Consider the following 13,077-nt stretch of genomic DNA (forward strand, 5'->3'; position numbering starts at 1 on the left):
GTCATACCACGCCCCTTGCATAGACACAAAAAACCCGCAGGATACCAAACACGGTCTCCTGCGGGTTCTTAGGTATAGAGATAAAGACACGTAAGGTCACATGCCTTACACCTCTGCTACCATTAGAATTTCCCGTCCAAAGAGACCAACGTCAATGCGACCCATCCACTATGCATCATAACCATCTGACATCAGCCTCCTTCAGCTTATTAATATATCCGTATTATAGAGTTCGTATTTCCAAGTGTCAACATCTCAAGAAAAAATTAGATGCGCCTGTAGTGCCTCCACTCCTCCGGCAGCAGCATCCCGTACTGGCGATTCAGAAAGCGGTCATCCACGAGCGTCAGCGTCCCGCTGTCCTGCTCCGATCGGATCAAGCGACCACCGGCCTGCAGCACTTTGTTCATGCCCGGGTACACATAGGCATAATCGTATCCCCTCTTGCCGGTGCGATCAAAATAATCCTTGATGATATCATTCTCGAAGGATAACTGCGGTAATCCAACGCCGATGACCACAACGCTCGAAAGCCTTTCTCCTTTCAGATCGATGCCTTCGGAGAAAATACCGCCCATCACGGCAAAGCCGATCAGCGGATCTTCCGCATCCGCCTGAAAAGCATTCAGGAATGCCTCCCGCTCCTCCTCGCTCATCCCATGCCCCTGAAGCAAGGTACGCGCTCCCGGATTCATTCGGGCAAACGACTCATGAATATCCTGCATGTAGGGATAGGACGGCAGGAAGATCAAGGTATTGACCGGCTTCTCCTGAACCAGTGCACTCAGCATCCGGACGATGGCCTCGCTATTGCGCTCCCGATCCTTAAAGCGCGTCGATAACGGCAAAATTCGAACATCCAATTGCTCGGAAGAGAAGGGAGAAGGAATCGAGAGGCTGTAGTCCTCTTCCTCCGCTCCCAGCATGTCGCGATAATATCCGAGCGGCATGAGTGTTGCCGAGAAGAAGACGCTGGAGCGGTAGTTTTTTCCCGCTTGCTGGAGCAAATAAGAAGGGTCCAGACAAAACAGCTTGAGAAACACCTCGCTCTGACTCATCTCCGCATACGTGACAAAGCGGTCGTCATACAGCTTGGAGATGCGCAGATACCCCTGCACGGCAAAATAGCATTCCAGAAGCGCATCGGCCTCATCCCCGCTCTTGCCGGTCATCAGCTCGGCCTCTGCCTGGAGCGAGAAATCCTCCAGCAGCTCAACCATCATCTCCGGCTGCTGGGACCCGACAATCCGCTCTTCCTCCTCACTGACCTTGCGCAGCACTTTAAAGCGGTTATTCACCCGCTTCGCCGCGTTGTAAAGCGCGGGATTACTCTCCTTGTATGCTCGTTGCAGTTCCAGAAAAGCCGATTTATTCAGCTCGGCCGAGAACATTCCCCGCGCACGGTCTACCAGATTGTGGGCCTCATCAATGAGCAGCACACTGCGTTTCTTCAGATCCTCCGGCATCCGCTTGAAGGATACGCGCGGATCAAACACATAGTTATAATCGCAGATGACGGCATCGGCTGCGTACGCGGCATCCAGCGAGAACTCAAACGGGCACACCGTATGCTTCCGGGCGTACTCTTCAATAACGGGCCTCGTAATCATCGTTTCATTTGAGAGCAGATCCAGTATGGCGCCATTAATCCGGTCATAGTAACCCTCTGAGAACACGCAGCCCATCTGACCGCAGCCCTCGGCTTCACTGAAACAAATTTTGTCCTTCGCCGTCAGCGTGACCGTATGCATGCAGAGTCCTTGACGCTCCATACGCGCCATGGCTTCTTCCGCGGTCGTTCGGGTGATCGTCTTGGCCGTCAGATAAAAAATCCGCGATAACAGGCCTTCGCCGATCGCTTTAACCGAAGGAAACAGCGTGGATATGGTCTTGCCTATGCCCGTCGGCGCTTTGGCAAACAATCTTCTGCCTTCACCGATGCTTTTATACACGGCTCCGGCCAGCTTGCGCTGCCCCTCGCGGTAGGCGGGAAATGGAAACTTCAGTTCGCGGATGCTCCGATCCCTCCGCTCGCCATGCTCCCGCAGCAGGTTGGCATAAGGCGCATACGCCGCCACGACCTCCAATACGAAGGATTCCAGCTGAGCGAAGCTCCATTCCTGTACGAACTGCTTCCGCTCTCCGCTCGGGACCTGGAAGTAGGTCAATCTCACCGCCATCGTCGGTATCTCATGCAGCTTCGCGTACATATAGGCATACATTTTGGCCTGCGCCCAATGAACCGGGTACGTGTGCTCCGTAATCTCACCCAAATCGCCGGAGGTCGACTTGATCTCGTCAATCATGATCCGCTCTTCCTCTTGAATCAGACCGTCGCAGCGGCCTTCCACCACAAACAGCAGATCTTCGTAAGGAATCTCTACTTCAAGCTGAACTTCCTTTTGATCGTTCTCACCATAATCACGCTGTACCTGTTGATGCGCTCGGGTCCCCTCAGTAAGGGATGTCGCCGTGCGAAAACCGGAAGTAATGCTGCCGCTGCGAAAGACGTATTCCACCAGCGGCCTGACGGATATTTGAATAGTATGAGGCATGATGGTCTCCTTCGTTCATGTTCTATGAAGGATATTATACCAAACATTCGTTCCTGAAAGCGAAGCATCCAACTTCATTCAGCAACAAAAAAGCGTGCAGAAGGCATCCTGACAGGATGGCGTTCTGCACGCTGTACGCGTAAGCAGCATGTGCTTACGGGGCTTTCTTCTGCATCTGATCCAAACTCTTGAACTCATAGCCCCGGTTCCTGGCTTCGTCAATGATCCGCCCAAGCGCCTCGGTGTTGTCCTTGGAGATCGAGTGCAGCAGGATCACAGCGCCCGGGTGAAGCTGCGCGGTTACCTTATCATAAGCATACTGCGCACCACGCTGGGACTTCACGTCCCAATCCATATACGCGAGCGACCAGAAGACATTGGTATAGCCCAATTGTTTGCTGGTCGCCAGCGACCGCTCATCGAAAATGCCGCGCGGGGTACGTAAATATTTCATATCCGGCTGGCCGGTTATGCGCATAACCTCTTTCTTCACCCGCTCCAGTTCCTCGGTCAGCTTCTCTGCCGAGATCGTGGTCACATCCGGATGATTCCAGGAATGGTTGCCGATAATATGGCCTTCCGCCGTCATCCGCTTCAGCAGATCTTCCTGTGTCTTTACGTAGTGTCCGGTCACGAAAAAGGTGGCGGGCACCTTCTTCTCTTTGAGCGTATCCAGGATACGGGAGGTATATCCGTTCTCGTATCCGTTATCAAACGTAAGATACAGCTCCTTCTGCTCGGCATCGCCCATAAAGATCGCGTCGTATTTTTGCAGGAGCTCCTTAAAACCCTCCTCGTTGATGGAGGGCAGCTGGCCATTGACGCTTTTTTTGAATCCAAAATGAAACGGACCGCTTCCTACCGCCAAAGCCGCCCCCGATATGGACAGCATCACCGCTAAGCACACCAGAAGCGATAAGGCCGGCCGAAGGATATCACGTTTCTTCATATCCGTTCTCTCCTTCTTTGTTGTGATATGGATTGATTCCCCCTCATGAAAAACGTACAAGGGTTGCATCACCTAATATCCCACAATTCGGAGTAAACTATGTGTTAATCAACGACGACCTGGGGACCAGATGCAGCGGCTTTTACGTAATCTTGATCAATCGGCCCTTCTGATAACTCTGCAGTGCATACTCAATCATGCGGATGACATTACGGGCTTCTTCAGGCTGAACGGGTAACGGGCCATCCTTAAGAATCGCTTCGGCCAAACCCTGATAAAAGGCCTGATAGCGTCCCGGCAGCGTCTCAATCTCGCCCTGAACCGCCAGCCCGCTCAGCTCGGTAGCAAGCTCCCCGTACTGGTCCGGCTGGTCTTCGCCCCAGCCCGCATCCCCCGGGTGCATTCCCTGCTTCAGCTGGCCTTCCTGAGGGTCTGTTCCATATTTCAGGAAGCTTCCTTTATCTCCGTGCAGCTCGAATTTCGGGCCGGCTTGCCGTACCAGCGAACCGGAATGCAGAATAACGCGAAACGTTTTGTAACCCAGCACCAGATGAAAATAATCATGGGTTTTGGACCCTTTGCGCTCCGTTCTCAAATCCGCCCACAGCGTCTCCGGCAGACCGAACAGGAACAGCGCCTGATCAAGCAGATGCGAACCCAAATCATACAGGATGCCGGACCCGGGAATTCCCTGCTCCCTCCACCGCTCCGATTGCACTTCCGGACGGTAGCGGCTGAACTGCGACTGATAAATCGAAAGCTTGCCGAGCGCTCCCGTCTCCAGCAGATTGCGGACCGTCAGGAAATCATTGTCCCAGCGGCGGTTGTGATATACCGTCAGCAGGACTCCCTTCTGCTTGGCCAGATCAATCAGCTGGTCTGCTTCTGCGGATGTTACAGTAAACGGCTTCTCGACGACCACATGCTTACCGGCCTCGATGGCTAACCGGGTATATTCGTAATGTGTTGCATTCGGACTCGTAATGATGACAACATCAATATCCGGATTAGACAAAAGCTCATCCACGCTATCGACAACCGCCGTATCCGGCAAATCCTTGTGAACCTTGTCCGGATCTGATGATACAATCGTGTGGACTTCGTAATCCGGCACGCTTCTCAGGATAGGTGCATGAAACACCGACCCGGACAGGCCGTAGCCGATGATTCCCGCTTGTATTGTCATAAAGCAAGCCTCCTCTTCCCATGGTTCTATGTTGATTCGATATGTATCGCTTGGTTTCCTTGCAACATCTTAACATTCCGCAAATATTTTACAACCTCAAATGGTAAAGCCGCCTGCACGTCCATCGCTGTGCAGGCGGCTTTCTTCTTGCCATTGTAAAAAATAACCTGGAGACCTCTTTCGACCTGGCAGATTTTAGTAAGGATCCGCCTCATGGCCCATGCGGTTTGCATCCTCTACCGCCTGCTCCCGGACCGTCTCGTTCGAGCCCTTTCTGGCCTGCTCGAGTCCTTCCCGCACGCGGCGTCCATAATCCTCATCCGCATTCGTAAAATATTCCACCATCTTGTCTTGAATCCGGATATCGCATTGGATGAGCGCACCCACCAGATTGCTAATCAGGTCGTTTCGCTCCCAGTCCTCAAAGGCTCTGTACGTATCCCCTGCCTGCTTGAAGTCCAGCGTACGGTCCAGCTTCTGCCGGACGAGGTTGGCATCATAATGGGGCTGATGCGGCTTCGCTGTCTGCGCGGCTTCCACCAGACCGTCGGTCATGGATGGCTCGTAATCCACATGCGGGCTTTGGCCTGGTGCCTTATCCACGTAATACGACATCTGTCCGCCGCGCTGGTTGGTAGCGACCCGCTTCTTCGGCGCATTGATCGGCAGCTGCAGATAGTTGGTGCCTACCCGATGCCGCTGGGTATCCGAATAAGAAAATGTGCGACCTTGGAGCATCTTGTCGTCCGAGAAATCGAGTCCATCCACCAGCACGCCCGTACCGAAGGCCGCTTGCTCCACTTCGTTATAGTAGTTCTCCGGATTGCGGTTCAGCACCATTTTGCCTACCTTCAGGAACGGGAATTGATCTGCCGGCCACAGCTTGGTTGCATCAAGCGGATCGAATTCCAGCTCCGGATGCTCATCATCGCTCATAATCTGAACGCATAGCTCCCATTCCGGATAATCCCCGCGTTCAATGGCCTCATATAAATCCTGTGTTGCATGGCTGTCATTCATAGCCTGGATCTTGCTTGCTTCTTCCTGCGTAAGGTTCTTAATGCCTTGCTTTAGCGGCTCCCAATGGTATTTGATCAGCACACTATCGCCATCTGCATTGACCCATTTGTATGTATTCACACCAGAGCCCTGCATTTGGCGGTAGTTAGCCGGAATGCCCCATGGGGAGAACACAAACGTGATCATATGCGTCGCTTCCGGGGAACGGGATACAAAGTCAAACATGCCGACAGGCCCCGGAACGTTGGATACCGGATCCGGTTTGAACGCATGGACCATGTCCGGAAATTTGAGCGGATCGCGGATAAAAAATATTTTCAGGTTATTGCCGACCAGATCCCAGTTGCCTTCTTCGGTGTAAAACTTCACGGCAAACCCGCGCGGATCCCGAAGCGTTTCCGGTGAGCCGGAACCGTGGATGACGGTTGAGAACCGGACAAACACCGGCGTGCGTTTACCTTCAACCTGAAACAGCTTGGCCCGGGTATATTTCGAAACAGGCTCATCGCCCACTTTTCCGTAAGCTTCAAAGTAACCGTGAGCTCCAGCACCCCTAGCATGCACGACGCGCTCCGGAATGCGTTCCCGGTCAAAATGCGTGATTTTCTCCAGATAATGATAATTCTCCAAGGTCATCGGTCCCCGATTCCCTACCGTTCTCACATTCTGATTATCCGAAATAGGATGTCCCTGGCGGTTCGTCAGCGTATCCTCCCGCTCCGTTTCGCCGCGGTTCTGGGCAAAATCTTCCCGTCCTGGGCTCGTTCCATTATTACCATCATGTTCTTGGTTACTCACGAATGTCATTCCTCCTTGGATATAAGGCTTGTAAAATGGGTTCTCTTACTATGGATATTATGTCCAAGTCGTGAAAATGTATGAAATGTCCATTCGTTTAAAACAAACTTAATCCTGCTCACCCAGCAGGGCGCGGGTAAAGCTGATCCATTCCCTGACGGCAAAGGACAGGTACCGGTCCTTCCTCCAGATCATTCCAAGCTGCCAGGGGATCGAGGGATTATCCAGTGGCAGTATCGTCACGCGAGAAGAATCGATTTCCTTACAGATCGTCTCCGGGAGCAGTGCAATACCCAGATTGGCGGCCACCATGCCGCTGATGAGATCCCACTGTGAGCTTTCATAGACCACCCTTGGCTCAAAGCCGGCGCTGACGCATTCGCGGATAATCCGGTCATGCAGCGTAAAGTCCTCTCGAAACAACACAAATGCCTCGTCCGCAAGCTCATTCAGGTGTACATGCTCTCTTCCTGCCAGCCGATGGGACGGATGGAGAAGCAGATTCAGCTTCTCTTTCACAAAGGAATAATAGTGGAATACGTCTTCATTGACCGGCAGCACCGCGACGCCGATATCCGTCTGACCGCTTTCCACATCCGCTTCGACCTTCTTGGCACCATCCTCAATCAGCTGAATGGTAATCTTCGGATATTCCCGGTGGAACTGCCCGATCACCTCAGGGAAAAAGCTTGAACCTACCATGGGCGGAAGCCCGATACGGAGATGGCCGCGCTTCAGGTTCATGAGATCCTCCAGCTCGGCCGATACCCGCTGAAAGGAATCCACCATCTGCTGCGCCTGCTGATACATGATATGACCCGCATCCGTCAGCTCAATCCGCTTGCCCTGCCGGTAAAACAAGGTTACGCCCCACTCGTCCTCCATGTTGCGAATCGTTTTGCTGATCGTTGGCTGCGTAATATACAGCTTCTCGGCGGCTTTGGTGAAGCTTTGGTTCCTCGCTACCTCAAGAAAATACTCCAGGTGCCGTATATCCATCCGATACTCCCTCCGGTTTCTTGTATGTATAGATAAATGGAATGCATATCATTCGATATATGCATTTTACCTATGAAAATTATCGTTGTAAAATTTCAATACCAATGAAAATAAAGGAGGCCGGTCATGATCAACATGCTGAAAGGAACGCTCCAAGTGGCCGGTTTCATGCTTCTCTCCTTAGGGATGGATCAACTAGCCGCTTGGCTGAATATAGGGATTCCGGGCAGCATTCTCGGAATCGTTGTTGTGTTTATACTTCTCGAAACCAAAGTCCTCCGCCTGGAGTGGATCGAGCTTGGCGCCAATTGGCTGCTCGCCGAATTGCTGCTGTTCTTCATCCCTGCTGCGGTTGGCATCATGAAATATTTTCCGATGCTGGAGGCCGAAGGGCTCCAGATTCTGGCCGTGGTTTTGTTCAGCACCGTCATTGTGATGGTCAGCTCTGGACTGACTGCCGGCTTCATCTCATCCAGAAAGGAGCGAAAAACACCATGAACATCCTGTTGACGTTCATTCTCGGCTTGTTATTGACGGTCGGGATTTACGGGGGAGCCAAAAAACTGTATCGCCGTCTGCCAAAGGTCTATTTATCGCCGCTCCTTATCACCCCTGTACTGATTGTCGTGATATTGACACAAACGGGGATATCCTATGAATCATACAATGAAGGGGCGCAGTGGATCAGCAAGCTGCTCGGACCGGCTACGATCGCTTTTGCCGTGCCTTTGTACAAAAACTTCCAAACCCTTAAAAAGCATGCAGCCGAAATTATGCTCAGCGTGCTGACCGGATCGGTACTGGCGATGTTATCCTCTGCAGTTCTCGCCAAATGGATGCATCTGAACAGCTCGCTGGCCACCAGCCTCGTGCCGCGCTCCATAACAACCCCCATTGCCATGAATGTCTCCGAGGTCATTGGGGGCGTGCCGAACATGACGGCCGTCTTTGTCATTATGACCGGGATTCTGGGGTCCATGATCGGACCGGCGGTCATGCGAATTTTCCGGATTCGGGGCGATATCGCAAGAGGCGTGCTGTTTGGGACCAGCGCCCATGGAACCGGCACCTCCAAGGCATTTGAATTCAGCTCCCTTTCGGGAACAATCTCCAGCATTTCGATGATCGTCGCCGCTCTCTTCACCCTTGGAACCGCACCGCTGATCATGTCTTTTCTTTATTAATATGCTAAGGCCCTGACAAAACCGGCGATGGCCGGTTTTGTCACTGTCTTTTTCATGTTGTTATAAGAAGCTTAAGGACTTACTTTAACTCTTTGACAACCTCCTCCGAAGAGGTCATAATAGTTCTGTTCATTCATTTTGTAAAATAAATGGTATACGGAATGTATATCAACAGTAAGAATAACGTCTATCGATTCTTAAATAACGGATCGCCGCTGCAGTTCTCAAAAATGGTGTACGGCGGCATTGAAAGGAAGGCGATACAGGTGTTCTCCACCTCGCGGTTTCGGTTAACGATTACGAAGCCTTTTATATTTTTCTCTGTCATTATGCTGCTCAAAAGCTACGTAGCCTGGATGGTCATTTTTGATGATGTCATGCCATGGAAACCGCTCATTACGGAAATTCCTTTTATTTGGCTTGTGTTCAGCTTGATCGAATGGTTCGCTTCCAAGCGAAAGCTCGCTGCCTATATGAGTGTTAACTTATTGCTGACCGCCATATTCTTTGCAGCCATTATGTATTATAAATATTACGGTGTCATTGTTACGTATCATGCGCTGGAGCAGGTCAATCAGGTAACCGCGGTAAGCAATAGCGTGTTCTCCTTGATGGACCCTTACTATCTGCTGATCTTCACGGATATCATCGGTATGTTTTTTCTATTATGGCGCAGTGACCGCGTTAAAAAATGGAAGATTCGGCATGCCAAGAAAGAAAAGCGCAAGATTATTCCTATCGTTTTTGTCGTTTCTTTAATGCTGTGCCTGTTCCAGATTATGCCGAACCGCGCCAGCATGAACGAAATCGTGAAGGCTCAGGAAATGGGCATTCTTAACTACGAAGCCTACACGATTTTCCAGCAGGAGAACAAAGAGCTCGTGGATGCCAAGACCATCACGCAGGATAAAGTCAATGAATTGAAGGGCCTCGGAGCGGCTGATCAGGAAGCCTTGCTCTCGGGTGCAGCCAAAGGGAAAAACCTGATTATCATCCAGATGGAGTCCTTCCAGAAGTTCTTAATCGGTTTGAACATTGATGGTAAAGAAATTACGCCTAACTTGAACAAACTCGCCAAAGAGAGCTTATACTTCCCGAACTTCTACCAGAATGTCGGTCAGGGGAATACCTCGGATGCCGAGTTTGTGGTGAATACGTCATTCTACATTCCGCCACGTGGTGCGGCAACGCAGCATTATGCAGACAGAGTTCTGCCAAGCCTGCCGAGACTGCTGCAAGGGGAAGGTTATGATACGGCCACTTTCCACACCAATGTAGTGGAATTCTGGAATCGCGGAGAGCTGTACAAGGCCCTCGGTTTCAACCGTTATTACGATAAAGCGTTCTTCGGTGATGAAGATAAACTGTTCTTCGGTGCCTCGGACGATGCCCTGTATTCCAAAACGGCGGCCGAGCTGAAAAAGATGGACGAAGCCGATAAACCATTCTATACCCAGGTCATCTCCATGTCGGCTCACCATCCGTTTACGATTCCCGAAGATAAATATCGGATGACGCTGCCGGAGCGATATGAAGGCACCTTCGTCGGCGACTACATCCGCTCGCAGAATTATGCCGATGATGCGCTTGGTAAATTCATTGAGCAGCTGAAGAAAGACGGCGTGTGGGATAACAGCCTGGTTGTTCTCTACGGCGACCACCTCGGACTGCCGATTTATTCCTTGGACAACAAGGATAAAGAGCTGATGCACGAAATTTATGGCCGTGATTATAACTCCGGAGATATGATCAATATCCCGCTTATGATCCATGGAGAAGGTCTTCAGCCGGAAGTGAAGGAGCAAGTCGGCGGGCAGATCGACCTCTTGCCGACGGTGGCCAACCTCCTCGGCGTATCGATGGACCATCAGCTTCATTTCGGTCAGGATCTGTTAAACCACACCGATAATAACTTGCTGCCGGAACGGTACTACCTTCCATCCGGTACATTTATCAACAATACGACCCTGTACATTCCGGGAATCGGCTTTGAGGATGGGACCAAGCATCCGCTTCCGAACGCGGACGAGAAGAAGACCCAGGCGACCAAGGAAGAATTCGAACGCGCGCTGCAGCTGCTTCATCTGTCGGACAGCTATATCAGACAGCTGCCATACCATAAATAGCCCGTTGCTTAATAGGACAACTCTTTCGGATAATCGGAGGGTTGTCCTATTTTCACTTGGTAGAGTATCGCCGGAATCCCTTGATGTATAAGGGTTTATACAGCCGAAGGCAACGGTTATTTGACATAGTGGCTTACTTTTTCTTATGATTAATAAAATAGCCCCACAAAGTGGAGCCTATGCTTCGATGCTTATTCCAAATACTTTGCGGGGACCCCAAAACTATAAATGCGATTAAAGAGTTGCTTACGCTTCGCTGAAACTTGTAAATTTTATCATCTTAACAATATACCTTGTTTTGAAACCCGCATTCGTGGTGAAATTACGTACAACAACTCGAAAGACTTCATACTCATACGCTGACAATTAAGCCATATATTTTTTATGAACAAATCGATTATGAATTGTAGGAGTGACGATCCGACTTGGACCCCATACGAAGGATAAACAGAATTATATGTTCAACACTTGGCCTTCTTCTGATTGCTTTATTTACGAATGTTCCTCTGGTGGACATCACGGATTCCGCTGCCGCTACGCAGGGAATGGAAGCGTCTGAAGGGACTCTTCCATCGCCAACGCCGGTACCCAAGAGCCCGGAACCTGTTCGGTTGATGCCGGAGTCAAAACGCCATGTGTCTCTGCTTTCCTTGCATATCGTTACATTCCGCACGGATACCGGTATGTTTCTGCTCCTCAAGCACATGATGCTAGACCCTTTAAAATTCCGGTCGAATTATGTTGGCAGCCATGCATAGTAAGTGATGGTTATTAAAAAACTAATTCGGATCAGATAAAAAAGGATGTGTTTTGTTTGGAAGACAGTATAGGCTTAAATTTATTCTTAGTCGCTGTGCTTATCGCAGCTACCGCTTTTTTCGTTATGACGGAATTTGCTATTATAAGACTTCGTCCCAGCCGGGTAGACCAATTGGTAATGGAAGGTCGCAAAGGCGCGCTCGCCGTCAAAAAGGTAACTTCGAATCTGGATGGATACCTGTCTGCGTGTCAGCTGGGAATTACCATCACGGCACTCGGTCTTGGTTGGCTCGGGGAACCGACCATCGAGAAAATTCTTCACCCGGTGTTTGATAGCTTTTCCATTCCTGCCGCTATCGCATCGCTCATCTCATTTTTGCTTGCATTTATTATCATGACTTATATTCACGTCGTTATCGGTGAACTTGCACCGAAGACGATTGCTATTAATAAAGCGGAAGCCGTGTCGTTCATCTGTGCGACACCTATTATCTGGTTTAACCGGATCATGTACCCGTTCATCTGGTTGCTGAACGGATCCGCCAACAAGATCGTTCGTCTGTTCGGCATGCATCCTGCCAGTGAGCACGAAGAAGCTCACTCGGAAGAAGAACTCCGCATGATTCTGAGCGACAGCTATGAAAGCGGAAAGATCAACCAAGCCGAATACGGTTATGTAAGCCGAATTTTTGCTTTTGATGATATGCTTGCCAAGGAGATTATGGTACCCCGCACCGATATGATCTGCCTGTATGTGGATAAGCCGCTTGCCGCCAATCTGCAGATCATCAAGCGCGAGCAGTACACCCGTTTTCCGGTTGTACGCGGTGACAAGGACCAGATCGTCGGTATGGTGAACACCAAGCAGTTCTTCCTGGAGTTCGATGACAATTCCAACATCGACTTGACCAAGCTGATTCATCCGGCCATGACGGTATCCGAAGCGATTCCGATCAAGAAATTGCTTCGCAAAATGCAGCAGGAAGGCACGCATATGGCCATCCTGATCGATGAATATGGCGGCACTTCCGGGATGATCACCATCGAGGATATTCTGGAGGAGATCGTCGGGGAGATCCGCGACGAATTCGACGAGGATGAAGAACGCGAGTTGACTCAACCTGAGCCGAACCGGATTATTGCCGACGGCAAGGTATCCATCAACCGGATCAACGACCTGCTTCACACCGACCTGAGCACCGATGACCTGGATACGATCGGCGGCTGGTTGTACGGACATAACTCCGAGCTTGCCAAAGGCGATACATGGAGTTACGGTGACCTGACATTTACCGTGATCGAGAAGAAGACTCACCGCTACACGAAGCTGCAAATCGTTAAAGAAACACCCGAAACAGCAGCGGAAGAAGCAGCTGCCGTTGCGGCCGCAAGCGAAAACAACGAATAGATACCAAATAGCCAAGCCGCCATGCAGCCCTTACCGGGTTATGCATGGCGGCTTTTCGCATGACGGCAAAACATTTTAACACTTTAACAAGTT

At 50.7% G+C, this 13,077-nt stretch carries 9 protein-coding genes; 4 read left to right on the forward strand and 5 right to left on the reverse strand.

The features are described from left to right. Positions 1 to 266 precede the first annotated feature (266 nt). The 5 genes from PAEVO_RS29450 to cidR form a co-directional block, all read right to left on the reverse strand. Positions 267 to 2,555 carry an ATP-dependent DNA helicase gene (locus PAEVO_RS29450; RefSeq protein ID WP_100541032.1) on the reverse strand — a complete coding sequence of 763 codons (2,289 nt, stop codon included), beginning with the start codon at positions 2,553 to 2,555 and terminating at the stop codon, positions 267 to 269. A gap of 154 nt (positions 2,556 to 2,709) precedes the next feature. Then, on the reverse strand, positions 2,710 to 3,504 hold the full coding sequence (gene pdaA / locus PAEVO_RS29455) for a delta-lactam-biosynthetic de-N-acetylase (protein WP_100541033.1): 795 nt from the start codon (positions 3,502 to 3,504) through the stop codon (positions 2,710 to 2,712). A 142-nt stretch (positions 3,505 to 3,646) separates the two neighbouring features. Further along, entirely contained in the window at positions 3,647 to 4,690 is a 1,044-nt protein-coding gene (locus PAEVO_RS29460) for an oxidoreductase (RefSeq protein ID WP_100541034.1), read from the reverse strand. Between the two features lie 195 nt (positions 4,691 to 4,885). Then, on the reverse strand, positions 4,886 to 6,508 hold the full coding sequence (locus tag PAEVO_RS29470; RefSeq protein WP_100541036.1) for a catalase: 1,623 nt from the start codon (positions 6,506 to 6,508) through the stop codon (positions 4,886 to 4,888). Between the two features lie 108 nt (positions 6,509 to 6,616). After that, on the reverse strand, positions 6,617 to 7,507 hold the full coding sequence (cidR, locus tag PAEVO_RS29475; protein WP_100541037.1) for a cidABC operon transcriptional activator CidR: 891 nt from the start codon (positions 7,505 to 7,507) through the stop codon (positions 6,617 to 6,619). A 126-nt stretch (positions 7,508 to 7,633) separates the two neighbouring features. On the opposite strand from cidR, the gene PAEVO_RS29480 reads away from it, so the two are divergent. From PAEVO_RS29480 to PAEVO_RS29500, 4 genes are all read left to right on the forward strand, one after another. Further along, positions 7,634 to 8,005: a CidA/LrgA family protein gene (locus PAEVO_RS29480; RefSeq protein ID WP_100541038.1), complete on the forward strand. Its 372-nt coding sequence runs from the start codon at positions 7,634 to 7,636 to the stop codon at positions 8,003 to 8,005. Continuing rightward, positions 8,002 to 8,691, forward strand: a complete 690-nt coding sequence (locus tag PAEVO_RS29485) for a CidB/LrgB family autolysis modulator (RefSeq protein ID WP_100541039.1) — start codon at positions 8,002 to 8,004, stop codon at positions 8,689 to 8,691. The genes PAEVO_RS29480 and PAEVO_RS29485 overlap by 4 nt, the downstream gene beginning before the upstream one ends. A gap of 266 nt (positions 8,692 to 8,957) precedes the next feature. Continuing rightward, complete coding sequence (locus PAEVO_RS29490; protein WP_100541356.1) at positions 8,958 to 10,817, forward strand: LTA synthase family protein; 1,860 nt, start codon at positions 8,958 to 8,960, stop codon at positions 10,815 to 10,817. 814 nt (positions 10,818 to 11,631) lie between these two features. After that, on the forward strand, positions 11,632 to 12,984 hold the full coding sequence (locus PAEVO_RS29500; protein WP_100541041.1) for a hemolysin family protein: 1,353 nt from the start codon (positions 11,632 to 11,634) through the stop codon (positions 12,982 to 12,984). The last annotated feature ends 93 nt before the right edge of the window (positions 12,985 to 13,077 follow it).

The organism is Paenibacillus sp. GM2FR (assembly GCF_002803325.1).
Lineage (GTDB): Bacteria > Bacillota > Bacilli > Paenibacillales > Paenibacillaceae > Paenibacillus_AQ > Paenibacillus_AQ lautus.